At 75.1% G+C, this 24494-nt stretch carries 20 protein-coding genes and 1 pseudogene; 10 read left to right on the top strand and 11 right to left on the bottom strand.

What is annotated here, in order from left to right; all coding sequences use genetic code 11:
• Window positions 1-88: 88 nt before the first annotated feature.
• Window positions 89-907 carry an RDD family protein gene (locus KDY119_RS12760; protein WP_227994336.1) on the bottom strand — a complete coding sequence of 273 codons (819 nt, stop codon included), beginning with the start codon at window positions 905-907 and terminating at the stop codon, window positions 89-91.
• A gap of 58 nt (window positions 908-965) precedes the next feature.
• Here KDY119_RS12760 and KDY119_RS12755 point away from each other — a divergent pair, with 58 nt between their 5' ends.
• Window positions 966-1955, top strand: a complete 990-nt coding sequence (locus KDY119_RS12755; RefSeq protein WP_036948117.1) for a stage II sporulation protein M — start codon at window positions 966-968, stop codon at window positions 1953-1955.
• 39 nt (window positions 1956-1994) lie between these two features.
• Here the strand turns inward: KDY119_RS12755 and KDY119_RS12750 are convergent, their stop codons facing one another.
• The 7 genes from KDY119_RS12750 to KDY119_RS12720 all read right to left on the bottom strand — a co-directional run bounded on the left by KDY119_RS12750 (window position 1995) and on the right by KDY119_RS12720 (window position 10645).
• Entirely contained in the window at window positions 1995-4094 is a 2100-nt protein-coding gene (locus KDY119_RS12750; protein ID WP_051136179.1) for a cytochrome c oxidase assembly protein, read from the bottom strand.
• Window positions 4095-4166: 72 nt separating this feature from the next.
• Entirely contained in the window at window positions 4167-4883 is a 717-nt protein-coding gene (locus KDY119_RS12745) for a hypothetical protein (RefSeq protein ID WP_153022397.1), read from the bottom strand.
• A gap of 184 nt (window positions 4884-5067) precedes the next feature.
• The gene (locus KDY119_RS12740) at window positions 5068-6363 is read right to left on the bottom strand and encodes a DUF58 domain-containing protein (protein ID WP_153022396.1); all 1296 of its coding nucleotides are present in this window, start codon (window positions 6361-6363) and stop codon (window positions 5068-5070) included.
• 7 nt (window positions 6364-6370) lie between these two features.
• Complete coding sequence (locus KDY119_RS12735; protein ID WP_153022395.1) at window positions 6371-7402, bottom strand: AAA family ATPase; 1032 nt, start codon at window positions 7400-7402, stop codon at window positions 6371-6373.
• Window positions 7399-8646 (bottom strand): DUF4350 domain-containing protein, encoded by a 1248-nt coding sequence (locus KDY119_RS12730; protein ID WP_227994335.1) that lies wholly within the window; start codon window positions 8644-8646, stop codon window positions 7399-7401. The genes KDY119_RS12735 and KDY119_RS12730 overlap by 4 nt, the downstream gene beginning before the upstream one ends.
• Entirely contained in the window at window positions 8643-9320 is a 678-nt protein-coding gene (locus tag KDY119_RS12725) for a DUF4129 domain-containing protein (RefSeq protein ID WP_194174211.1), read from the bottom strand. The genes KDY119_RS12730 and KDY119_RS12725 overlap by 4 nt, the downstream gene beginning before the upstream one ends.
• Window positions 9317-10645, bottom strand: a complete 1329-nt coding sequence (locus KDY119_RS12720) for a hypothetical protein (protein WP_153022394.1) — start codon at window positions 10643-10645, stop codon at window positions 9317-9319. The genes KDY119_RS12725 and KDY119_RS12720 overlap by 4 nt, the downstream gene beginning before the upstream one ends.
• Before the next feature lie 180 nt (window positions 10646-10825).
• Here KDY119_RS12720 and mtrA point away from each other — a divergent pair, with 180 nt between their 5' ends.
• The 8 genes and pseudogenes from mtrA (at window position 10826) to KDY119_RS19435 (ending at window position 21572) form a co-directional block, all read left to right on the top strand.
• Window positions 10826-11515, top strand: a complete 690-nt coding sequence (gene mtrA, locus KDY119_RS12715) for an MtrAB system response regulator MtrA (protein ID WP_036946633.1) — start codon at window positions 10826-10828, stop codon at window positions 11513-11515.
• 64 nt (window positions 11516-11579) lie between these two features.
• On the top strand, window positions 11580-13367 hold the full coding sequence (gene mtrB, locus KDY119_RS12710) for an MtrAB system histidine kinase MtrB (protein WP_227994334.1): 1788 nt from the start codon (window positions 11580-11582) through the stop codon (window positions 13365-13367).
• Window positions 13364-15139 (top strand): LpqB family beta-propeller domain-containing protein, encoded by a 1776-nt coding sequence (locus KDY119_RS12705; RefSeq protein WP_153022393.1) that lies wholly within the window; start codon window positions 13364-13366, stop codon window positions 15137-15139. Before mtrB ends, KDY119_RS12705 begins: the two co-directional genes overlap by 4 nt.
• Window positions 15140-15323: 184 nt before the next feature.
• Window positions 15324-16070: a ComF family protein gene (locus KDY119_RS12700; RefSeq protein ID WP_153022392.1), complete on the top strand. Its 747-nt coding sequence runs from the start codon at window positions 15324-15326 to the stop codon at window positions 16068-16070.
• A 275-nt stretch (window positions 16071-16345) separates the two neighbouring features.
• On the top strand, window positions 16346-16975 hold the full coding sequence (hpf, locus tag KDY119_RS12695; protein ID WP_036946627.1) for a ribosome hibernation-promoting factor, HPF/YfiA family: 630 nt from the start codon (window positions 16346-16348) through the stop codon (window positions 16973-16975).
• An 85-nt stretch (window positions 16976-17060) separates the two neighbouring features.
• Window positions 17061-18293 carry a winged helix-turn-helix domain-containing protein gene (locus KDY119_RS12690; protein ID WP_227994333.1) on the top strand — a complete coding sequence of 411 codons (1233 nt, stop codon included), beginning with the start codon at window positions 17061-17063 and terminating at the stop codon, window positions 18291-18293.
• A 315-nt stretch (window positions 18294-18608) separates the two neighbouring features.
• A pseudogene (gene secA / locus KDY119_RS12685) lies at window positions 18609-21107 on the top strand (preprotein translocase subunit SecA); the annotation flags it as partial.
• Window positions 21096-21572 carry an SEC-C metal-binding domain-containing protein gene (locus KDY119_RS19435; RefSeq protein ID WP_407657435.1) on the top strand — a complete coding sequence of 159 codons (477 nt, stop codon included), beginning with the start codon at window positions 21096-21098 and terminating at the stop codon, window positions 21570-21572. The pseudogene secA and the gene KDY119_RS19435, both read left to right, overlap by 12 nt.
• Window positions 21573-21691: 119 nt before the next feature.
• Here the strand turns inward: KDY119_RS19435 and KDY119_RS12680 are convergent, their stop codons facing one another.
• Both KDY119_RS12680 and KDY119_RS12675 read right to left on the bottom strand, forming a co-directional pair.
• Complete coding sequence (locus tag KDY119_RS12680; RefSeq protein ID WP_153022391.1) at window positions 21692-22384, bottom strand: Rv3235 family protein; 693 nt, start codon at window positions 22382-22384, stop codon at window positions 21692-21694.
• The gene (locus KDY119_RS12675) at window positions 22381-23346 is read right to left on the bottom strand and encodes a LysM peptidoglycan-binding domain-containing protein (protein WP_153022390.1); all 966 of its coding nucleotides are present in this window, start codon (window positions 23344-23346) and stop codon (window positions 22381-22383) included. The genes KDY119_RS12680 and KDY119_RS12675 overlap by 4 nt, the downstream gene beginning before the upstream one ends.
• Before the next feature lie 157 nt (window positions 23347-23503).
• Here KDY119_RS12675 and KDY119_RS12670 point away from each other — a divergent pair, with 157 nt between their 5' ends.
• Window positions 23504-24085: a hypothetical protein gene (locus KDY119_RS12670; protein WP_194174209.1), complete on the top strand. Its 582-nt coding sequence runs from the start codon at window positions 23504-23506 to the stop codon at window positions 24083-24085.
• Window positions 24086-24119: 34 nt separating this feature from the next.
• On the opposite strand, the gene KDY119_RS12665 is transcribed toward KDY119_RS12670, so the two are convergent.
• The gene (locus KDY119_RS12665) at window positions 24120-24341 is read right to left on the bottom strand and encodes a helix-turn-helix domain-containing protein (RefSeq protein ID WP_036946616.1); all 222 of its coding nucleotides are present in this window, start codon (window positions 24339-24341) and stop codon (window positions 24120-24122) included.
• Window positions 24342-24494: the final 153 nt, after the last annotated feature.

The following is a 24494-nucleotide window of genomic DNA, read 5'->3' as shown; positions in this document are numbered from 1 at the left end:
CCACGGGCGGGTGACGTTCTTGAACCGTCCGGTCGAAGCCTGTGGACGGGAAGTGTGAGGGCTCGGAGGACGGGCAGGCGGCCAGCCGTCAACGCCGCGGGTCGGGAACCTCGAACGGCAGCCGCACGACCCGCGCCGCGAGCTCCCGCTGGGTCTGCGCGGCACGGGCCGCCGCGGAGTGCTCGCGCTCGCGCCGTTCCGCCAGGACGGCGGTGAGGAAGGCCTCGGGCGGTGTGCCCCACGGCGGTCCGGGCGCGACGAAGCGCTCGACGCGCGCCGCGAGGTCAGTCCCGACGCGTGCCCTGCTGGCCGGCGCCATCCGAGCCGCCCTGCCGAGGAACTGCCGGGCGGCGAGGGCGAGGCCGTCGGGCAGCCGGGCGACGTCGGCGGTGCGGACCCACGCGACGAGCGCGGGGGGCACGGGGGGCAGGGGCGCGAGCGCCGGCCCGCCCCGGACGCGCAGCACGTACGTCCCGGCGAGGTAGTCGCCGGCACGCTTGCCCTGGGCGTTGCACAGGCTGACGATCAGCGCGATCGAGCCGACCGTCGCCCAGATCTCCACCACGCCCACGAGCGCCCGGACGAACGCCTGCCGGAACCGGACGGGGCCGCCGTCGTCGCGCACGACCCGCGTCCCGACGGCGAGCTTGCCGAGCGAGCGACCGCGGCTCAGCGTCTCGACGGTCGTCGGGACCCCGACGAGGAGGACCACCAGCAGGGCGATCCCGTAGGCGGGAGCGCTCGCGTCCGTCGCGAGCTCGCCGATCACGATCAGGCCCGCGATCGCGAGCACCCCGAGGACCAGCAGGTCGAGCAGCCCGGCCAGCATGCGGGACGCGAACGACGCCGGCCGTGTCTCGAGCACGACCGCCTCGCCGATGAGCACGCCGTCCGCGGGAGCCTCCACCCGGCGAGCGTACCGGCCGCGTCGCCCGGGCCGGCGCAACGTGTGGGAGGGTGGCGCCGTGGACCTGGACGCCCTCACCGCCGTGCGCGCCGACCAGTGGGCGCGCCTCGACGAGCTGGCGCGGCGCCGCCGACTCGACGGTGCCGAGGCCGACGAGCTCGCGCGGCTCTACCAGGCGGTCGCCACCGACCTGTCGACGGTCCGCTCGACGGCTCCCGACCCGACCGCCGTCGCGAACCTGTCGGGGTCGCTGTCCCGGGCGCGCGCGCGGCTGGCAGGCGCGCACGAGCCGGCGTGGTCCGACGTCGTCCGGTTCGCCGTCGTCTCCGCGCCCGCCGCCCTCTACCGCATCCGCTGGTGGATCGCGGGGGTGGCGTTCGCGTCGGTCGCGGTGGCCGTCGTCGTCGGGTGGTGGGTCGCGACCGACCCGGGGGCGCTCGCGTCCCTCGGCCCGAAGTCCGCGCGCGACCAGTACGTGCTGCACGACTTCGGCGACTACTACGCGCCCGGAAGCACGTTCGCGAGCGTCGTGTGGACGAACAACGCGTGGCTCTCGGCGGTGTGCGTCGCGCTCGGCATCACTGGGATCGGCCCGGTGTGGGTGCTGTTCACCAACGCCGTGAACGTCGGTTCTATTGGCGGGCTCATGGCCACCTACGGCCGCCTCGACGTCTTCTTCGCGTCGATCCTCCCGCACGGCATGCTCGAGCTGACCGCCCTGTTCACCGCGGGCGCCGCCGGGCTGCGGATCTTCTGGACCCTCGTCGACCCCGGCCCTCGCCCCCGGGCGCGCGCGCTCGCGGAGGAGGGCCGCGCCCTGTTCACGGTGGCGATCACGCTCGTCATGGCGCTCGCGGTGTCGGGGCTGATCGAGGGTTTCGTGACGGGCTCGGCGCTGCCGGAGTGGCTCAAGCTCACGATCGGGGCACTCGCGCTCGCCGCGTTCTGGGCGTACGTCCTCGTGCTCGGGGGGCGCGCCGCGCGGGCGGGGGAGACGGGCGACGTCGACGCGCAGCGGGCGGGAGACGTCCGGCCGGTCGCGGCCTGAGCGCTCCCGCCCGACGACGGCCGGTCCGGTCCGGTCCGCTCAGCGGCCGTCGTCGAGCGTGGCGTCCCGCCGGGCGAGCGCCGCGAGCTGCGCGTTGTACGCGGCGAGCTCCGCGTCGCCGTCGCGGTCGGCCTGACGGTCCTTGCGCCGGGCCTCCCGCTTGTCGGAGGCCTGCCACTGGACGGCCACGATCACCGCGGCGATGAACGTGGGGAACTCGCCCGCGCCCCACGCGATCCCGCCCGCGCTGTGCTGGTCGGCGAGCAGCGCGGCGTCGTTCGTGTCGAGCATCGCGTGCCACCAGTCGGCGGCGATGAGGGCGTCGGTCGACATGAGCGCGATCCCGAAGAACGCGTGGAACGTGAGCGTGATGAGCAGCACCACGAGCCGCAACGGCGGTTCGGGACGCTGGGGCCCCGGGTCGGCGCCGACGAGCAGCCAGAAGAACAGGTACCCGCTGAGCAGGAAGTGCACCTGCATGAGCACGTGCACCGGGTGGTCGAAGAGCGCCGCCTGGAACCAGCCGGTGAAGTAGAACGCGACGAGGCTGCCCGCGAAGATCACGCCCGCGACGGCGGGCCGGGCCAGGACCTTCGCGTACCAGGAGTGCACGCCGAGCAGGATCCACTCGCGCGGTCCGCGGCTGTGGTCGGCGCGGGCGGGCAGGACGCGCAGCGCCAGCAGGATCGGCGCACCCAGCACGAGGGGCAGGGGCACGAACATCATGAGCCCCATGTGCAGGATCATGTGCGTGCTGAACTGCACCGAGCCGTACACCGCAGGCCCGCCCGAGGTGCAGTACAGCAGCAGGAAGCAGCCCACGAGCCACGCCGAGGTGCGTCCGCCGGACCAGTGGTCCCCCCGACGGCGCAGCCGTGCGACGGCGGCCAGGTACAGCCCGGCCATCGTGAGGGCGAGGGCCGCGAACGCCCAGTCGAGGTGGAACTCGGTGAGCATGCGCAGCGGCGTGACGTGCGGCGGGTAGTGGAACCCCAGCAGCTCGTAGCGGACGTCCCCGGTGATCGGGTTCTGCGCGACCGGCGGCGCGCTGCGCGACAGCGCGACCGACACGCCGAGCGTGACCGCCATGACGAGCGCCTCGACGAGCGCGAGCCGGACGAAGGGCCCCCGGTCGTCGGCGTCCAGGGCGGGGATCGTGTGCTCGCGGTGCCACCAGCCCATCAGCCCGAGCGCGGTCAGTGCGAGGCACTTGACCAGGATGAGCACGCCGTACGACGTCGTGACGAGGTCCGCGGGGGACTGGAGGCGCAGCCACGCGTTGACCACGCCGGAGACGGCGACCGCGACGAAGGCCATGGCCGCGAGGTTGGAGTACCGCCGGGTCACGGCGGGCAGCGACCGGCCCAGCGTGCCGCGCAGGACGATGAGGGCGACGAGGCCGCCGAGCCACACGGTCACGCCGAGGAGGTGCACGGCGAGCGCGTTCACCGCGTTCCCGTGCTCGGCCGAGCCCGCGGCGTGCCCGCCGAGCGCGAGGGGCAGGAGGGCGGCGAGCGCGAGCACGGCGGCGATGCCGACCGCGGTCGTGCGGCGGCTCGCGAGCAGCACGCCGAGCGTGACGGCGACGAGGCACGCCGAGACGAGCAGGGTCTGGCCGAGCTCGACGTGCAACGACAGGAACACGACCTGGTGCGCGAAGCCCGGCGACGTGAGCGGCACGCCCATGATGTCGGCGGCCTCGAGCACGAGGTTGGCGAGCAGCGCGACGAACCAGACGACGCCGGCGCGCAGCGCCCAGCGGGTCGCGACCCACTGCGACCGCCCCAGCGTGCGCGAGCCGGAGCGGGCGCCCGGGATCGCCGTCGCGGCGAGCACGAGGAACCCGATCGTGACCGCGGCGGCGCCGTCCTGGATCGCCCGGGCGACCGGGAGCCCGACGTCGACCACGGGTCCCGCGTCGAGGACGCTCACACCCTGCAGCGCCCCGGTGAACGACAGCGCGAGGATCAGCACGGCCAGCCCCAGCGGGATCGCGGCGAGCAGGACGACGCCGGGCGAGACCGGGCGGGGCGGCGGCGGGTCGTCCTCGGGGGCCGGGCGCCGAGTGGTGGTCGGGGTGGTCGGCACGGCGGACGAGGGCGGCCCGGACACGGGCAACGCCGAAGAGGGCGAGGTCATGGTGATGCTCCACGGGGTCGTGGCGTCAGGTGGTCCGAGGGTGCGCGGGCGCGACGGACCGGGGCCCCGCGCCTACGCGAGCACGAGGGGTGGTCCGCGCCGCAGCAGCGGACCCGACACGACCCGGCCGCGCGACGCGCGGGGCGCCGTGTGCAGCGGGAGCGTCCGGCGGCGGCGGGCGACCGGGCGTGCGACGGTCGCCAGCACGGCGGGGAGCACGCAGGCCCACCACCGGAACGCGCGGACAGCCGCCGCGTCTCCGGCGACGAGCAGCACCGCGACGGCGAGCGTGGCCGCGACGTGGGCGGCGAGCATCGCGCGGTCGGCCGGCGAGCCGGTGAGGCCCGCGAGGAGCCCGTGCACGTGAGCGCCGTGCCCGACGGCGACCCCGCCACCGGTCAGGAGTGTCGCCCCCGGCAGGGCCGGCCCGCCGTGGGCGAGGTGACCCGCGTGGGAGGCGACGCCGTGCGCGGAGGTGAGGGACGTCGTCGGGCCGGACGGCAGGACGGAGAACGCCGCGTGGGCGAGGAGCTGGAGCGCGAGCAGCGCGGGAACCGTGACCACGGCCCGCAGCCGGGCGCGGGCGCACAGCGCGCCGGTCAGCGCCGCCGCGGCGGACACCGCGACGAGCCCGAGCCCGCTCGGGAGGTCACCGCCGCACACCGCATGGGCGCCCGCCGCGAGCACGAGGCTCGTCACCGCGGTCAGCAGCGTCCGGGCGACGGCGAGCGCGTGGGCGCCCGGCACGTCGGGCGCCCCGGGTGCTGCCGGCGGCGGGGTGGGGGACACGGTCAGGTCAAGACGATCGCGAGGAACGGGATGACGAACGTCGCGAGGAGCGCGATCACGACGATGATCGCGGTGCGGCGGCGGCGTTCCTCGCGCGTCAGACGGGCCATGCCACCGAGGGTACCCGCGCGACGTGTCAGAACCTGGCGGACCCTGCTCCCGTGAGGTCCTGACAGCTCGGCGGTCAGAGCCGGCCTGCCGCCTTGAGCGCCAGGTACGTGTCGGCCACGCGCGGGGCCAGCTCGTCGGGCCCGGCCTCGACGACCTCCGGGCCGCGCTGCCGCAGGATCCCCGCGACGGCGGCGCGCTCGAGGCCCACACGCTCGGCCGCGGCCGCGTCGTACACGTCGGCGCTCGAGTCGCGGGCCGTGCGGAGGGCGTCGAGCTCGGGGTCGGCCACGGACGCGACGAGCACCTGGTGCCGGGCGGCGAGCGGCCCGACGACGGGCAGCAGGCCCGTCTCGACGGCGGCCGGGTCGAGCGTGGTGACGAGCACGACGAGCGCCCGCTGCGAGACGAGCGCCCGCACCTGTCCGACGAGCCCCGCCCAGTCGGCCTCGACGAGCTCCGGCTCGACGGTCGCGAGCGCCTCGGCGAGCGCGGGCAGCAGCCGGGTCCCCGACGCGCCGCGCACGCGGGCCCGGACGGTGCGGTCGTAGGCGAGGACGTCGACGCGGTCGCCCGCGTGCGAGGCCAGCGCGGCGAGCAGGAGCGCGGCCTCGATGCCGGCGTCGAGGCGCGGCTGGTCGCCGACGCGCGCGGCGGACGTCCGGGACGTGTCGAGCACGACGACGACGCGCCGGTCCCGCTCGGGCCGCCACGTCCGCACGACGACGTCCCCGCGGCGGGCGGTCGCGCGCCAGTCGATCGAGCGGACGTCGTCGCCGATGACGTACTCGCGCAGCGAGTCGAACTCCGTGCCCTCGCCGCGGACCTGCACGGTCGCGCGGCCGTCGAGCTCGCGGAGCCGGGCGAGCCGCGACGGCAGGTGCTTGCGGGACGCGAACTCGGGCAGGACGCGCAGCCGCCCCCGCACCGGCAGCGACGCCTGGCGGCCTGCGAGCCGGAGCGGGCCGAGCGCGCGGACCGTCACGGCGCCGGCCTGCCGGTCGCCGCGGCGCGTCGGGACCAGGCGGGTCGCGGCGCGCACCGCCTCGCCGGCCGGGAGCGCCAGCGGGTGGCGGTTGTCGTCGGCCCCGGCGGACGGCACCCATGCGTCGCGGACGACGCCGTGCAGCGTCCGCGGCGACCCGTTGCGCAGCGTGAGCACGCTGCGCGCCGTGCCGCCGAGCCGCACCGCTGCGGGCAGCACCTCGCGCGCGAGCACGACGTCGCGCGGGCTCGCGGCCAGCGCGACGTCGACCGCGCACGCGCCGACGACCACGACCGCAGCGACGAGGACCGTCGCCGCCGTGGGTGCCACGAGCACGGCGACCGTGAGGACGCCCGCGAGCGCGAGCGCGCGCCAGGTCAGGATCACGAGCCGCTCACCACGGCACGGGCACGGACGCGAGCACGGAGTCGAGGACGCTCGCGGCCGTCACGCCCTCGAGCTCGGCCTCGGGCCGCAGCCGGACGCGGTGCCGCAGCGTCGGGTGCGCGAGGACCTTGACGTCGTCGGGCGTGACGTAGCCGCGCCCCGAGAGCCACGCCCACGCGCGCGCCGTCGCGAGGAGCGCGGTCGCGCCGCGCGGCGAGACGCCGAGCGAGAGCGACGGGGAGCTCCGCGTCGCGCGGCACACGTCGACGACGTACCCGAGCACCTCGGGCGCGACCTGCACGGTCCGCACGCCGGCCCGGGCGCGCGCCAGCTCGTCGGCCCCCGCGACGGGCCGGACCCCGGCGGCTGCGAGGTCGCGCGGGTCGAAGCCCGCCGCGTGCCGGGCGAGGACCTCGACCTCCGCGGCGCGCTCGGGGACCGGCAGCTCGACCTTGAGGAGGAACCGGTCGAGCTGGGCCTCCGGCAGCGGGTACGTGCCCTCGTACTCGACCGGGTTCTGGGTCGCGATCACCATGAACGGCTCGGGCAGCGGGCGCGGCTCCCCGTCGACCGAGACCTGCCGCTCCTCCATCGCCTCCAGGAGCGAGGCCTGCGTCTTGGGCGGCGTCCTGTTGATCTCGTCCGCGAGCAGGAGGTTCGTGAACACCGGTCCCTCGCGGAACGAGAACGCGGCCGTCCGCGCGTCGTACACGAGGGAACCGGTCACGTCGCCGGGCATGAGGTCGGGCGTGAACTGGACGCGCTTGGTGTCGAGCGTGAGCGCGGCCGCGAGGGTGCGCACCAGGAGCGTCTTCGCCACGCCGGGCACGCCCTCGAGGAGCACGTGCCCCTGGCACAGCAGCGCGACCAGCAGGCTCGAGACCGCGGCGTCCTGCCCGACGACGGCCTTGCCGACCTCCGTGCGCACGTCCGCCAGCGCGTGCTGCAGCGCGAGGTCGGGGGCGGGCGTCGCCGGCCCCGGCGGGTCCGCCGGAGCGACGGGCTGCCCGGTGGGCGGCGTGTTCGGGGTCTCGGTCACGGTCGGACCTCGCTCTCCAGGTCGTCGAGGCGCCGCGCGAGCGTGAGCAGCGCGGCGTCGTCGGGCGGGGGTGGGCCGTACAGCAGCCCGTGGACGTCGGCGGTGGGGCGGCCCGTCGCGCGGGCCACCGCGTCGACGAGCGAGTCGGGGGTGGCGCCGGCGGGGACGCCGAGGCGTGCGGCGAGCCGGGCCGCGGTGGAGGCGCGCAGCCCCGCGGCGGCGTGCCCGCGCGACCCGCCGGCGCGGTAGAGCCGGCCGCGGCCGCGCGTCGCCTCGGACGCGCGAACGACGACGGGCAGGTCCTCGGCCACGAGCGGCCCGAGCCGCCGGCCGCGCCACACCACGGCGACCACGGCGACCACGAGCAGCCACACCGCGACCGCGCCGGCGCCGTCCGGCAGGAGGCTGAAGGTGCCGGTGTCGTCCGTGGCGTCGGCGGCGCGGTCGGCCTCGGGCACGAGCCAGACGAGCTCGGTATGCCGTCCCAGCATCCGCAGCACGAGCGCCGCGTTCCCGGCCTCCGCGAGGTGCGCGTTGGTGAGGATCGCGGCGTCGTCGAGCACGGCGACCCGACGGGCCCCGTCGACGACCGCGTACGAGCCGGTCCCGGCCTCGGCACCGTCGGGCGGGAAGCACGTGGTGACCGTTCCGGCGGTCGCGGACCCGGACGGGAGGAAGCCGCCGCCCGTGCTCGTGACGCTGCCCGCGGCCCGCGCGTCGGGGTCGGCGCACTGCGCCGTCGACGTCGTCACGTACCCGCCGCCCCAGCCCCACGTGAGCTCGGGAGCGAGCGAGGCGAGCGACGCGTCGCTCGGCCCGATCAGCGCGAGGTCCGCGTGCGTCCCGGCCAGCAGGTCGAGGTCCGCGTCGCTGAGGTCGTCGCCGTACGAGTCGCCGGGGAGGACCGCGAGCGTCGTGCCGGCGCGGGCGAGGCTCGCCGCCTTCTCCGCCGACCGCGTGTACGTCACGTGCACACCGTGGCGGCCGAGGACCTGCGCGACGGCGCGGCCACCGTCCGGGCCGGCGGCGTCGGGCGCGTACCGGGTGTCCGACGACGGCGGACGCAGCAGCGCGAGCAGGAGGGTCACGAACGCACCCAGCAGCACGAGGCCGACCACCCAGCGGACGGCACGCCACCGGCGGCGGGCGCGGGTCCTCGTGGTCGTGCCGTCACCGCGCACCGGCCCTGACCCGCCGGGGTGGTGAGGGGCCGTGGTCGCGGCCGCGGGGTCGGTGAGCGTCACGCGCCCACCCCCGCCGGTGCGTCGGCGCGGCGGGGCGTGCTCGCGCGGAGCTCGCCGTCGAGGGCTCGGACGGCCGCGTCGTCGTCGGGGCCGGCGTGGCGGCCGCCGTACCGGACGTCGTCGAAGGTGCGGGCCGAGGAAGCGAGCCGGCCGGTCAGCCCCGGTTCGAACGCCACCGACGCCTCGCGGGCCGCCTCGTCCGCCGTGCGACCCGGGACCTCCGCGAGGACGACGCGTTCCTCGAGCGAGCGCACGAGCGCCCGGAACCGCTCCACGACGGCCGCGTCCCAGTCGCCCCGGGCGGCGGCGTCGTCGGCGAGGGCACGCAGCTCGGCGGCCGAACGGGCCTCGTCCTCGAACACCGGCTTGGCCGTGCGGACCCGGCGCGTGCGGCGCACCGGGCCCGCGACGAGCAGCGCGACGCCGACGACGAGCAGCACCACCCCGACCACCACGACCGCCGCCCAGCCGGGCGGCATGCCGAGCGTGGGGGCGCCGTCGAACAGGTCACCGAGCCAGCGCAGGAACCGGGCCAGCAGCGACTCGTGCTGCTGGTACTCCGGGCGGGACAGCTCGTCGACCGCCCAGCGCTGCGCCGTCGGGCCGTCCGGGGTCACCGGAGGCGCGTCGAGCCGCACGCCGGACGCGCGCAGGAGCAGGCCGACGACGATCACAGACCCGTGGACCCCGGTGGTGTCGGACCGCCGCCCCAGCCGCCCGACCCGTCCCACATGCCCGGCTGCGTCGGCGGCGTCGTCGGGGGAACTGGCGGCTTCGGGTCGTCGCTCGGTGCGGGCGCGGCGGCCGCGGCGGCGAGCGCGACGTCGAGACCCTCCCGGCGCATGCGCTGGTCGATGTAGAGGAGGGCGACGACGCTGCCCAGGAACGCCGTCGCGAGCGTCCCCGCGACCAGCGTGCCGAGCCCCGTGCCCACGAGGTAGGCGACGAGCGCGCCCCCGGACGGCGTGTCGGACGAGAACGTCCCGACCCCGACGACCGAGCTGAGGATCGTGATCGGGACCTGCACCACGTACGACATGATGTACACGAGGACGAGGGTCAGGACCATGATCCCGAAGACCCGCCAGAAGGCGCCCCGCACCAGCGCCCACGCGCGCCGGATCGCCGTCCCGACCCCGACCCGCTCGAGCACGTACGCGGGCGCGGCGAACACGACGTGCACCCAGAACCAGACCAGGCCCACGACGAGCGCGAAGAAGCCGATGATGCCGAACGCCACCGCGGCGCCCGTCGACGCCTGGGCCAGCAGGATCGTCAGCAGGAGCCAGACCATGAAGGCGACGAGCGGGACCACCGAGGTGAACAGCGACAGCACCACCAGGCCGCCGAGCCGACGTCCCCGCACCGCCGCCCAGACCTCGCTCGGCTTCGCGACACGCCCGAGCACCGACCGCCCGACGCTCGAGATCACCAGCCCGTTCGCGAGGACGCTCACCAGCACCTCGACGACGACCGCCGCGAGGATGACGAGACCGATGCCCCACAGGGTCGACGCCGACGGGTCCTCGACCGACGAGTAGCGGCCCGAGTCCAGGTCGTCGAGGACGTCGTACAACCACGAGAGCTGCGACAGGCCCAGCCACGTCGCGACGGCCGACACGACCGCCGAGAGCACCGCGAGCAGCGCCGGCAGCCCGAGCACGACCTTGGGGTTGTGGCGCACGGCGCGGAACGCGCCGTCGTACACGTCGCCGAGACCGAGCGGGCGCAGGGGGACGATCCCGGGTCGTCGGGCGACCGGGACGAACGGAGGAGCGCCGGGTGCGCCGTAACCGGGCGGACCGTAGGTCGGCTGCCCGTACGTCTGCTGCCCGTACCCGGGGCCGTAGCCCGGCTGCTGGGGCGCCGGCTGGCCGGGCGGGGTCACGCCCGCAGGCCCGTAGCCGGGGGCGTACTGCCCGTAGCGCGGCTGCGGCGGGGGCATGGGCGGCCGGTCGTCGCCGGCGGGCTGCTCGGGCCCGGTGTCGGGTGTGCTCATCGGTCCTCGGGTCGCATGGAGGCATCCGGACGTGGTCCGCGCGGTCGACGCGACGCAGACGGTCGGTGCCTGCCCCTCTGCGTGCCGCCACCTTAGCCGGACGCGACGACGGTGACGCTCCGTTCGGCGAACCGCAGCCGGGTTCCCCACGGCGCCGGCGGCGCATGACAGACTTTGCCCATGAGAGCTCGTGTGCTGGTGGTCGACGACGACACCGCCCTCGCCGAGATGATCGGCATCGTGCTGAAGTCCGAGGGCTTCGACCCCGTGTTCTGCGCGGACGGCGACGCCGCCCTGGGCGTGTTCCGGGCGTCGCAGCCGGACCTGGTGCTGCTCGACCTGATGCTGCCCGGCAAGGACGGCACGGAGGTCTGCCGGGAGATCCGGGCGGAGTCGGGCACGCCGATCATCATGCTGACGGCCAAGAGCGACACGGTGGACGTCGTCACGGGGCTCGAGTCGGGCGCCGACGACTACATCTCGAAGCCGTTCAAGCCGAAGGAGCTGGTCGCCCGGATCAAGGCGCGCCTGCGCCGCTCGGAGGACCCGATGCCGGAGGTCCTCAAGGTCGCGGACGTCGAGATCGACGTCACGGGGCACCGGGTCACGCGGGACGGCGCGCCGATCGCCCTGACGCCGCTGGAGTTCGACCTGCTGGTGGCGCTGGCCCGCAAGCCGTGGCAGGTGTTCAGCCGCGAGGTGCTGCTGGAGAAGGTGTGGGGCTACCGCCACGCGGCGGACACCCGCCTGGTGAACGTCCACGTGCAGCGGTTGCGGTCGAAGGTGGAGCACGACCCGGAGAGCCCGGAGATCGTCCTGACGGTGCGCGGCGTCGGGTACAAGGCCGGGGCGACGTCCGCCGCGAGCTGAGGTCCGTCGCCCGCGGGCGGCGGGGCGACGGGACAGGAGGGACGCGAGGACGGGGACGATACGGGTGGCAGGGCGACGGTCGAGCCGTGGGCTCGGGGTGCGGCTGCGCCTGACGTGGCGCCGCGTGTCCCGGTGGTGCCTCGCGCTGCCGCGCCGCGTCGTCGAGAGCTGGCGGGCCTCGCTGCAGGTCCGGGTCGTCACGACGGCGCTCGTGGTGGGCCTGCTCGCGATCCTCGCGCTGGGCGCGTACCTGTCCCAGTCGGTGCGGGACGGCCTGTTCGACCGGCGCGTCGACCAGGTGCTGCTCGAGTCGCAGCGGTCCACGCAGGAGACCCAGTCCACGTTCACGTCGGCGTCCGCGAAGGACTCGACGGAGGTCCAGCAGCTCCTCAACGACACGGTCCTGCGCCTGCAGACGGGGGGTTCGGGCAACCGGGACGTCTTCCTGCTCAAGCCGGCGGGTTCGACGACGGCCGGCTCGGTCACGGACGCGATGTCGGCGGCGAACTACCTGCCGCTGATCTCGGACGACCTGCGTTCCGAGGTCGAGAACGGGACCGGGCAGTACTGGCAGTCCGTCGGCGTCCCGCAGGCCGACGGCTCGGTCGAGCCGGGCGTCGTCGTGGGCTCCACGGTCCAGGTGCCGATCGTGGGGACGTTCGAGCTGTACTACCTGTACTCGTTGCAGGACGACGAGGACACGCTCCGGTTCATCCAGTCGATCCTCCTGCTGGGCGGGGTGGTGCTCCTGGGCCTCGTCGGCGTCTCGATCTTCCTGGTGACCCGGCAGGTGGTGGCGCCGGTCCGCAACGCGGCCCGGGTGGCGGGCCGCCTGGCCGACGGGCACCTCGACGAGCGGCTCGCGGTGCGCGGCACGGACGAGATGGCGACGCTGGGCCGGGCGTTCAACGGGATGGCGGAGTCGCTCCAGGTGCAGATCGCCCGCTGGGAGGAGCTCTCGACGCTGCAGCGGCGGTTCGTGTCCGACGTGTCGCACGAGCTCCGCACCCCGCTCACCACGATCCGGATGGCCGGCGACGTGCTGCACGCGTCGAGCGAGGACTTCTCGCCGGGCGCGCGCCGGTCCGCGGAGCTGCTGCGCACCCAGGTCGACCGGTTCGAGGAGCTCCTCGCGGACCTGCTGGAGATCTCCCGGTTCGACGCGGGCGCCGTGGGGCTCGAGGCGGAGCGCGCCAACCTGTCGAAGGTCGTGGACGACGTCGTCGAGAACGTGCTGACGCTCGCCGAGCGCAAGGACGTCTGGGTGTCGGTACAGCTCCCGGCGGCGCCCGTCGTCGCGGACCTGGACCCGCGGCGGGTCGAGCGTGTCGTGCGGAACCTCGTCGTCAACGCGATCGAGCACGCCGAGGGCAGGCCCGTCGAGATCACCGTCGGCGAGGACGACGACGCCGTCGCGGTCGTCGTGCGCGACTTCGGCGTGGGCCTGACGGAGCTCGAGTGCGAGCACGTGTTCGACCGGTTCTGGCGCGCCGACCCGGCGCGCGCCCGCACGACGGGGGGCACGGGTCTGGGCCTCGCGATCGCCCTCGAGGACGCGCACCTGCACGGCGGCTGGCTCGAGGTGTGGGGGCGTCCCTCGCGCGGCGCCGCGTTCCGGCTCACCCTGCCGCGGCGTGCCGGGATCCAGCTCACCGGCTCCCCGCTCCCGCTCGTCCCGACGAGCGACGTGCCGCGTTCGTGGCCCGCGCAGGCGCGGATCGAGCTCGGCCCGCTGCAGGGCGCCGGGGTGGATGCGACGAGCGGACCGTCGGCGCTCCCGGACCTCACCGCGGTCGCGCACCACGACGGTCTCGGTCCCGACGACGCCCGGCACGACGAGGAGGCACCGTGACGCACCGACCCGCCCCCTCGCCCCGGCGTGACCGCCGTCGGAGCCGCGCGGCCCTCGTCGTGCTCGTGGCCGCCGTCGTCGGCGTGCTCGCGGCGTGCTCGTCGCTGCCCGTGACGGGAGGCGTCCACGCGGGCACGACGGCGGTCCCCGGCCCCGGGCCCGTGTACCTGGGCACACCGGACTCGCCCCAGGAGGGCGCGTCCCCGCTCGACATCGTGCGCGGCTTCATCGACGCCCAGGCCGCGGGGGTGGGCGACGACTTCACGGTCGCGAAGGAGTACCTCGCCCCGGACGTCACCGGCTGGGACCCGTGGGACTCGGTGACCGTGTTCTCGGGCGAGCCGACGCTCGCGCAACGGCAGACCGCGCCGGCGGGCGGCGGGAACAAGGCCCCCGCGTCTACCCCGACCCCGGGTACCCGCACCGTGGTCCACGGCGAGCTGGCGTCGCTCGCGACCGTCGCGTCGGACGGCGAGTTCCAGCAGGAGGCCCCGGACCGCACCAAGGACCTCACGTTCACGCTCGAGGCCGACAGCGACGGCCAGTGGCGGATCACGGAGCTCGACGACGGCATCTCGATGTCTGCCGCGAACTTCGAGTACGTGTACCGCTCGGTGAGCGTGTACTTCCCGAGCATGGACCACCAGATGCTCGTGCCGGACGTGCGCTGGTTCCCGCAGCGGACCGCCCAGACGCAGGCGGTGCAGGCGGTCCTCCAGGGACCGGTGGCGTGGCTGCGGGACTCGGTGGACTCCGTGGTCCCGGAGGGCACCACGCTCAGCGTGGACGCGGTCGCGGTCGACGAGGACGGTGTGGCGACGGTCGATCTCACGGCCCCCGCGCTGTCGGCGTCGGGCACGGACCGTGCGGTGCTGCTCCAGCAGCTGACGACCGTCCTCACCCAGTTCCCGCAGGTCAGGTCCGTGCGGCTCGAGGTCGCGGGCAGCCCGCTCAAGGTCACGGGTCCCGCGAGCCTGTCGCGCGACCCGTCGCCCGGCGACGACCCGTACGTCGTGACGGACCACAAGGTCCGGAGGCTCGACGCGGCCAGCGGCAAGCAGGAGGCCCTGGCGGGGACGGTCGCGACGCCGTCGGACGTGACGGCGCTCGCGGTCGGGACCAACGGGAGCCCGGCGGTCGTCCGGGTGGGCTCGAAGAGCCTCGTGCAGGTGTCGGGCGACGCGCGCCGGACCCTCCTGACGGGCGACGACGTCGCCGGGCCGTCGGTGGACCGGTTCCGCTGGGTGTGGTCGGCGCGCGGCGACGACGCGGGGTACCTCGAGCTGTTCGACAAGGACGGCGCGCACACCCGGCTCGCGGTCACGTGGCTCCAGGGCCGACGGGTGCTGTCGTTGCAGGTGTCGCGCGACGGCGCCCGGGTGGCCCTGGTGACGAGCGGCGCGACGGGCGTGCAGGTGGATCTCGCGGGCGTCGCGCGCAGCGGTGCGGGGGTTCCGGTCCGGCTGTCCGACCCGGTCGCGGTGGGTGCGACCATCACCGACGCCCGCCAGGTCGTGTGGGTCGACGAGGACGACCTCGCCGTGCTGGGCCGCACGGGTTCGGGCACGAGCCCGACCGTCAACATCGTCCCCGTGGCCGACTACGCACGGTCGCTGTCGTCGGTCTCGGACGTGGCGTCGATCGCGTCGGGCCGCGGGGAGTCGGCCCTCTACGCGGTCACGACGTCGCACGAGCTCTTCGGCCGGCGCGCGACCGGCGCGACGTGGCTCTCCGTCGCGAAGGGTATCGAGGCGGCCGCCTTCCCCGGCTGACACCGGTCGGGCGCCACCCCCAGCCCCGTGAACGACGACGTCACGCACCGCGGGCGTCCAGCGCGCCCTCGTCCGGGGCCAGGTGGGGGATCGTGGGCCGGTGCCGACGCTCACGACACCACACGCTCCCGCCTCGCCTCGGCGACCTGACACGACAGACCCGCTCGGCGCTCTCCGCACGGCCGTGCGCGACGTCGGCCGCGTGCTGCTGCCGGTCGAGTGCCCCGGCTGCGGCCTGCTCGACGTGCCGCTGTGCGACGTGTGCGCGTCGCTCCTCGGGCGGCCGCGCCGCTGCGAGACGGGGGCACCGAGGCTCGACCGCCTCGACGGGCAGCCCCTGCTGCCGGTCTGGGCGCTCGCGCCGTACGCGGGGGCGGTGCGGGGCGTCGTCGTCGGCTGGAAGGACCGTGGCCGGGCGGACCTGAGCGGACCGCTCGGGGATGCCGTGGCCCGCGCGGCGCGCGAGCTCGCCGCGCCGCTCGGGCGGGCGCTCGCCGGCGCGCTGCCACGCGCGGACGGTGCAGGTCTCGCCGTGGTGCCCGCCCCCTCGACGTGGGCGTCCCGGCTCGCGCGCGGACGCGTCCCCGTGCGGGAGCTGGCGGTCCGTGCGGCGGGCGCGCTGCGGTCGTCGGGCGTGCCGCTCGGCCGGGTGGACGTCGTCGACGCGCTCGCCGAACGACGGGGGCGCGACCAGGTGGGGCTCGGGGCCCGCGCCCGCGCCGCGAACGTCCAGGACCGCGTGCGTGCGCGCCGGGCCGCGCAGCGGTGCGCGGGACGCCCCGTGCTCCTCGTCGACGACGTCCTGACGACGGGCGCGACGCTCGCCACCTGCGAGTCCGCGCTCGGGCGGGCAGGGGGCGTCGTCGTCGGAGCGCTCGTCCTCGCCGCGACCCCGAGGCCGGACGGACGGTCGTCCGGGTCGACGACGTGAGGAGGGCCACGGTGGTTCACCCCGGGGGCGGCGTTCGTCCCGCGACGTGTCCCGCCCGCCGGGCTAGGGTGGGGAACGAGCCCCAGGTCCGGGACGAACCGGCACCCGTGGGACACCGCGATCGGTCGGTGCCCCCTGGCGCCTGGCCCGGATGCCGAGCACGAGCGTCGGGAGGTGATGCCCCACCTGGCACCGTCGCGGTGCCCGAACCAGTTCGAACCGACGCACCGCCGCCGAGAAGAGGCCGGCGGGCGTCCATCCTCACGGAGGCTCACATGGAGATCGTCGTCGTCGGCCGGCACACCGAGGTCGCGGACCGCTTCCGCCAGCACGCGGAGGACAAGCTCGCGAAGGTGGAGCAGCTCGCCCCGACCGTGCAGCGCGTGGACGTGGAGGTGACGCGGGAGAACAACCCGCGGCTCGCGAGCGTGCGGGAGCGCGTGGAGCTCACGGTGCGCGACAAGGGGCCGGTGGTCCGGGCGGAGGCCGCTGCGGACGACCGCTTCGGCGCGCTCGACCTCGCCCTCGACAAGCTCTCCGAACGGCTGCGTCGCGCGCGCGACCGCCGCAAGGACCACCGCCAGCACCAGGTGGACCCGCCGGTCGACGTCCGGCCGCCGTCGCAGATACCCGAGCCCGAGGTGCCGGAGACGGCCCCCACGCCCCCGGAGCACCCGGGGGACTCGGTGGAGCGCGAGCTGGGCGACTCGCCGGTGGTGATCCGCGAGAAGCTGCACCAGGCGAAGCCGATGTCCGTGGACGACGCGCTGTACGAGATGGAGATGGTCGGTCACGACTTCTTCCTCTTCGTCGACAGCGAGACGAAGCGTCCGTCGGTCGCGTACCGGCGGCACGGCTGGACCTACGGCGTCGTGCAGCTCGACACGTCCTGCGACTGCGCCTGACCTGATCTGACCGCGGAGCGCCCTCCCGAGCACTCGCCGGGAGGGCGCTCCCGTGCGTGTGGGTGGTCGGGGGCAGGCTGGACGGGTGGCTCCCGAGACGATCACGATCGCCCAGGCGCGGCGGACCGCGCTCGCCGCGCAGGGCCTGGCCCGACGGCGCGCGGACCGTCCCGGAGCGCGCGTCACGATGGCGGGGGTGCAGCGGGTGGTCGACCGGCTGCAGGTCCTCCAGATCGACTCCGTCAACGTCCTGGCGCGCGCCCACCTCGTCCCGTTGTACGCGCGCCTCGGTCCGTACGACGTCGGGCTGCTGGACCGCGCGTCGGGCCGGGCTCCGCGGCGGGTCGTGGAGGCGTGGGCCCACGAGGCGTCGTACGTGCCCGTCGAGCTCTTCCCTGCGCTCGGCTTCCGGCGCGCCTCCTTCGAGAAGGAGGCGTGGGGGAACGTTCGCTCGGTGGTGCACCAGCACCCGGACGTCGTCGCGCGCGTGCGCGAGGTCGTGGCGGACGCGGGGCCCGTGACGGCGAGCCAGGTGCAGGAGCTGTTCGAGCACGAGCACCCCCGCACGCGCGACGCGTGGGGCTGGAACTGGACCGTCGCCAAGCGTGCGCTCGAGCTGCTGTTCTTCACCGGGGAGGTGCTGCCCGCGCGGCGCAACGCGGCGTTCGAGCGCTGCTACGACCTGGCGGAGCGGGTCCTTCCGTCCGCGGTGCTCGCCGCGCCGACGCCGTCGCCCGAGGACCAGGTCCGCACGCTCGTCGAGATCGCGGCCCGCGCGCACGGCGTGGGCACGCGCCGCGACCTCGCCGACTACTACCGCGTGCGCGGCCCGCTCGTCGACCGTGCGATCGCGGACCTCGTCGAGGAGGGCGTCCTGCGCCCGGTCGTCGTGCGGGGCTGGGACGCGCAGGTCTGGGCGCACCGCGACGCCACGTTCCCGCGCGTCGCGGACGCGCGCACGCTCCTCAGCCCGTTCGACCCGCTCGTGTTCGAGCGCAGCCGCCTCGAGGAGCTGTTCGGCACGCGGTACCGGATCGAGATCTACGTGCCGGCGGCCAAGCGGGTGCACGGCTACTACGTGCTGCCGTTCCTCCAGGGCGACGCGATCACGGCCCGCGTCGACCTCAAGGCGGACCGTGCCGCCGGGGTGCTGCGCGTCCTCTCGGCCCACGACGAGCCCGCCACCCGCCCCGACACGGCGGTCGAGCTCGCCGAGGAGCTGGGCGTCCTCGCGGGCTGGCTGGGGCTCGACGACGTGGTGGTCGAGCCCGCCGGCGCGCTGGCCCCGGCGCTCGCGGGGGTGCGGAGCGCGCGCTGAGCGCGCCTTCGTGCCGACGCTCTGGTCATCCACCGCCGCTCGTGCCGAGCATGCGACCGCACCCCCGTCCGGCGTCGGGGAGGTGTCCGTTCGCATGGTCGGCGGGGCGGGCGGTGTCCGATCGCATGGTGAAGAGCTCAGCCGAGGAGCGGCACCGTCGGCGAACCGGGCGTCGCCGTCGGCGGGGGTTCGCCCTGCGGGAACGCGCAGAAGGAGTCCAGGCTTTGCGCCTACGATGGTCCCGCGGTGCACCCTCGTGGTGGAGGGCGCCGACTCCCGGCCGCCCGGCCGGGGTCCCACCGAACGGAGACGTGCGTGCCTGCGATTGTCGACAAGGTCCTGCGCATCGGCGAGGGCCGGATCCTCAGGAAGCTGAGCGGTCTCGCTGCGCAGATCAACCAGCTGGAGCCGAGCTTCACGGAGCTCAGCGACGCCGAGCTGCGCGAGGAGACCGACCGGTTCAAGGAACGGCTCGCGGCGGGGGAGACCCTCGACGACCTGCTCCCCGAGGCGTTCGCGGCGGTCCGTGAGGCCGCGCGTCGCACGCTCGGGCAGCGCCACTTCGACGTGCAGCTCATGGGCGGCGCGGCACTGCACCTCGGGAACATCGCCGAGATGAAGACCGGCGAGGGCAAGACGCTCGTCGCGACCGCGCCGGCCTACCTCAACGCGCTCACCGGCAAGGGCGTCCACGTCATCACGGTCAACGACTACCTGGCCGAGTACCAGAGCGACCTGATGGGGCGCGTCTACCGGTTCCTCGGCCTGACCACGGGCTGCATCCTCACCGGCCAGACGCCGGCCGAGCGGCGCGAGCAGTACGCCGCCGACATCACGTACGGCACGAACAACGAGTTCGGGTTCGACTACCTGCGCGACAACATGGCGTGGGGCACCGAGGAGCTCGTGCAGCGCGGCCACCACTTCGCCGTCGTCGACGAGGTCGACTCGATCCTCATCGACGAGGCGCGTACCCCGCTCATCATCTCGGGGCCGGCGTCCGGCGACGCGAACCGCTGGTACACGGAGTTCGCGCGGGTCGCGCGCCGCCTGACGAAGGACGCGGACTACGAGGTCGACGAGAAGAAGCGCACCGTCGGCGTCCTCGAGCCCGGCATCGAGAAGGTCGAGGACTACCTCGGCATCGACAACCTGTACGAGTCCCTCAACACGCCGCTCATCGGCTTCCTCAACAACGCCATCAAGGCGAAGGAGCTGTTCAAGCGGGACAAGGACTACGTCGTCCTGAACGGTGAGGTGCTCATCGTCGACGAGCACACGGGCCGCATCCTGCCGGGCCGTCGCTACAACGAGGGCATGCACCAGGCGATCGAGGCGAAGGAGGGCGTCGAGATCAAGGCCGAGAACCAGACGCTCGCCACGATCACCCTCCAGAACTACTTCCGCCTGTACGAGAAGCTCTCGGGCATGACCGGTACGGCCGAGACCGAGGCCGCGGAGTTCCAGGGCACGTACAAGCTGGGCGTCGTGCCGATCCCGACGAACCGCCCGCTGCTGCGCATGGACCAGGCCGACCTCGTCTACAAGAACGAGGCCGGCAAGTTCGCGGCCGTCGTGGACGACATCGTCGAGCGGCACGCCAAGGGCCAGCCGGTGCTCGTCGGCACGACGAGCGTCGAGAAGTCCGAGCTGCTGTCGAGCCTGCTGAAGAAGCAGGGCGTCCCGCACGAGGTCCTGAACGCGAAGCAGCACGAGCGCGAGGCGCGCGTCGTCGCGCAGGCGGGCCGCAAGGGCGCCGTCACCGTCGCTACGAACATGGCCGGCCGCGGTACCGACATCATGCTCGGCGGCAACGCCGAGCACATGGCCGTCGACGCGCTCGCGCAGGCGGGTCTCGACCCGAACGAGACGCCGGAGGAGTACGAGAAGGCGTGGCCTGCGGCGCTCGAGAAGGCGAAGGCCGCGGTCGAGGCCGAGCACGAGGAGGTCACCGAGCTCGGCGGCCTGTACGTCCTGGGCACCGAGCGCCACGAGTCGCGCCGCATCGACAACCAGCTCCGCGGCCGGTCCGGTCGTCAGGGCGACCCGGGCGAGTCCCGGTTCTACCTGTCGATGCAGGACGACCTCATGCGCCTGTTCAACTCGGGCCTCGCCGAGTCGATGATGAACCGCGCCGGCTTCCCCGACGACGTTCCGCTCGAGTCGAAGATGGTCACGCGCGGCATCCGCAGCGCGCAGTCGCAGGTCGAGTCGCGCAACTTCGAGATCCGCAAGAACGTCCTCAAGTACGACGACGTCCTGTCCCGCCAGCGCACCGTCATCTACGACGAGCGCCGCCGCGTGCTCGAGGGCGAGGACCTGCAGGAGCAGGTCCAGCACTTCATCGCGGACGTCCTCACGGCGTACGTGGACGGCGCGACGGCGGAGGGCCAGCCGGAGCAGTGGGACCTCGACGCGCTGTGGACCGCCCTGCGCGCCGTCTACCCGGTGTCGATCACGCCCGCCGAGGTCGTCGAGCAGGCGGGCGAGATCCACCACCTGACGCGCGAGCTCATCCTCACCGAGGTCATCTCGGACGCCGAGTACGCGTACAAGGCGCGCGAGGAGGAGCTCGGCGAGGAGAACATGCGCCAGCTCGAGCGCCGCGTGACGCTGTCGGTCCTGGACCGCAAGTGGCGCGAGCACCTCTACGAGATGGACTACCTCAAGGAGGGCATCGGGCTGCGCGCGATGGCCCAGCGCGACCCGCTCGTCGAGTACCAGCGCGAGGGCTTCCAGCTCTTCCAGGCGATGACGGACGCCATCAAGGAGGAGACGGTCTCGTTCCTGTTCCAGCTCGAGGTGCAGGTGCAGCCGGCGGAGGAGATCACGATCGGGTCGTCCGACGACGGCGGTCCCGAGATCTCCGCCGACGACCCGCGGGTCCAGGCCGAGCTCGACGCCGCGGCCGCGGAGCTCGCGGCTCTCGACGACCCGACGAGCCCGGAGGCGCAGGCCCTGGACGTCGAGGCGGAGCGCGAGCTCGAGGCGGAGCGCCAGGCGGTGGCGTCCGCGCCGTCGGCCCCGGCGCCCGGCCGTCTGGTCGGCAAGGGGCTCGACGCACCGGACCGGCCGCAGAACCTCCAGTACACCGCGCCGTCGGACGACGGCTCGACGAGCACCCGCGAGGACGCGTCGGCGGCCCGCAAGGCGCTGCACGGTGAGGTGGGCGCGCCGGAGTCGGACGGCCGGACGTTCCCGGGGACGCCGCGCAACGCGCAGTGCCCGTGCGGCTCGGGCAAGAAGTACAAGCTCTGCCACGGCAAGAACGAGGAGTGAGCCCCCGCGGTCCCGACCTGACGGCCGGGACCTGACGGCCGGGACATGAGGACGGCGCCGGGACCTGCGGGTCCCGGCGCCGTCGTCGTTCGCGCCCCGGCCGACAGAGCTCCCCGGGGTCAGCCGATCTCGAGCGCCACGACCCGCCACTGCCCGCGGTGCGCCTCGACGCGGAGCGCCGCCGCGCGGACCCGGTCGACGTCCTCGACGACGACGCTCGCCTCGGCGACCGTCGGGCCCAGCCGGACGACCCGCGCCCGACGGACGAGGGCGGGCCGGGGCACCCGGGTAGGGCGGGGCAGGCCGCGCACCAGCGCCGCGCGCGTGCCGAGCGCGTCGAGCACGGTCGGGCTGACCCAGCGCGCGAGCTGGGCGACCGGTCGGTCGCCGCGGGCGACCTCGACGGCTCCCCGCACGACGGCGCAGCACAGGCGGGTCGGGTCGGTGAGCTCCGGCTCGCCGTCCACCGAGCCGGTGGACGCCACGGGAAGGGGATGGAGCGGCGCGTCGGACGTGAGCCGTCGGGCGCGGTCGGCGAGCTCGTCGAGGTCGGCGACGACGCGCGGGCCGCTCACGCGCACGAGAGGCACGACGGGGACGGGCTCCGCGTCGAGGAGGTCGCCGCGCCGCGGGGCGGGCGTCGCGCGCACCCGCACACCGCTGCCACGCGGGTGGGTGGGTCGGCCCGGGTTGCGGACGGCGCGGGCGGGGTGGGCGGGTGCGGCGAGAGCGGTCATCGCGGTCTCCTTCGGGGCGAGCGTCTCGTGGGTCGGGTCGTGGGGGCGGTCGCTGCCGCCCGGCGGGCGGGTCATGCCGGCTCCGGTGCGACGAGCACGGTTCCGGGGAGCAGCAGGTCGGGGTCGGCGCCGATGACGTGGCTGTTGGCCTCGTACCAGCGGGGCCACGCGCGGGCGATCTCGGCGTCGGTCGCGTGCGGGCCCAGGTGCGCGGCGGCGACGGCCCACAGGGAGTCGCCGCGGCGGACGGTCACGTGGGTGGGTCGTTCCGCGTCGGTGGCTCGTGCGACGGTCGACGCCGCAGCGGCCGGACGTGCTGCCGCCAGCGGGTGCCAGCCGAGGTCGAGCGCCGCGGCCTGGGTGCCCGAGCGGGCCTTCGTGGCGGCCGCATGACGGGTGCCGTCGTCGGGTGTGGTGACGGTCTCGTGCCACCCGAGGTCGAGGGCGTTCGCCGGCCGCGCGGCGTCGGGCCGGCTCGCGGCGGAATCGGTACCCGCGTCGGCGCCTGACCCTGCAGCGCCCTGCTCGACGACCGTGACCGCCGCGGGCGCGGCCATGGCAGCGGGCGCGGTGACGGCCGCTGCCGTCCCGGCGAGCGCGACCCCGGCCCCGAGGCTCATGCCCATGCCCATGCCCATGCCCGCCCCGACTGCGCGTCGCGCGAGCGCGCGGACCAGGACGGGCGCCCGCCGCGCGACGACGCTCCGGAGCCGGGGGAGCGGCCGCCCGGCACGGGCGGCGGCGACGTAGCCGAGCGCGAGGAGCGTGTGGACCGTCAGGCGCACCGCGACGACGGCACCGATGAGGAGGATCGGGACGGCGACGAGGCGCTCCACGCCGAGGACGTCGAGCCGCGAGGCGAGGTCGAGGTCCGGCCCCAGCGCCGGCGCGACGAGCCCGTGGGTGACGACGACGAGCCAGGCCGCGAGCGTGGGGGCCGCGACGACGAGCCCCAGGAGCCCCGCGAGTGCCCCGAGGGGTCCGGCTCCGTCGGCGACGCGCGCCGCCGCGGTGGTGCGCTGTTCTGTGCGGGCCATGTCGATCCCCGTCCCCTGGTCGCTGATGATCGCGTTTGGTGTCGTTTGGTGTCGCCTGGCGTCGATCAAAGCCGAATGATGGGCTCGGGTCAAGAGGTGTGTTCGCCATGTGGACGAGCGCGACCGAGAGATCCGTTACTCGTGCACCCTGTGGCGCGTGCGCTGGGACGACCTGTTCGAGGACATGGAGGCGCAGCTCGCCGCCATGACCCGCAGCGAGCTCGACGCCCGCGTCGAGGACCTCACCCGGGCCGAGCACGCGGCCGTCGCGCTCGGTGCGCGGCTGCGCGCCTCCGGCGGGTCGCTCATGACGGTCGCGCTCGACGACGGCACGCTCGTCCGCGGCCGCGTCGCCTCCGCTGCGGAGCACTGGTTCGAGCTCGAGGAAGGCGTGCGCCGCCACCTCGTCCCGCTCCGCGCGGTCGCGTGGGTCCAGGGCGCGGCGCCGTTGGCGGCCCCCGGTGCGGGCGTCGTCGAGCGCCGTCTGGGACTCGCCCCGGCGCTCCGGGCGCTCGCCCGTGACCGCGTGCGCGTGCTCGTGCGGACGCGTGCCGGCACGGTCGCCGGACGGATCGCCCGCGTCGGCAAGGACTACGTCGAGCTCGACGACACCGGCGGCCACGACACCGGCGGCCACGGACCCGGGCAGGCCGACCTCGGTGGCTGGGGGCGTCCGCAGCGACCGGCCACGACCGCGGTCCCGCTCGACCGGGTGCTGTGCGTCAGCGAGGTGGTCTGACCACGTGACGCCGCAGCAGGGGGATCAACGACGGTCAGGCGCGCTCGTCGAGCGTGCCGGCGTCGATCCGTGCCCGCGTCTGCGCGTACTGGTGCTGGATGTACTCCTCGAGCACGGTCGCCTCGACCCGCCACTGACCGCGTCCGCCGACCTGGATCGCGGGCAGGTCCCCCGACCGGACGAGGGCGTACGCCTGCGCCGAGGAGATGTTCAGCACCTCCATCACGTCGGCGAGCGTGAGGAACCGGGAAGCCATGACCTGAGTCTGGCACGCGGACCTTGCCCCGGGCCCGTTGTCCACAGAACCGCAGGCGACCCGGCCGTGATGCGCCGGTACGCGAGAGACTGCGTCCTGCCCGGCGCGATCGGACCCCACCCGGCAGACCACCCCCACGACCTCCCCAAGGAG

The sequence above is a fragment of the Luteimicrobium xylanilyticum genome, assembly GCF_009429125.1.
GTDB lineage: Bacteria > Actinomycetota > Actinomycetes > Actinomycetales > Cellulomonadaceae > Luteimicrobium > Luteimicrobium xylanilyticum.
Note: the sequence above shows the minus strand (reverse complement) of the source record. Positions and strands in the feature narration are given on the sequence as shown.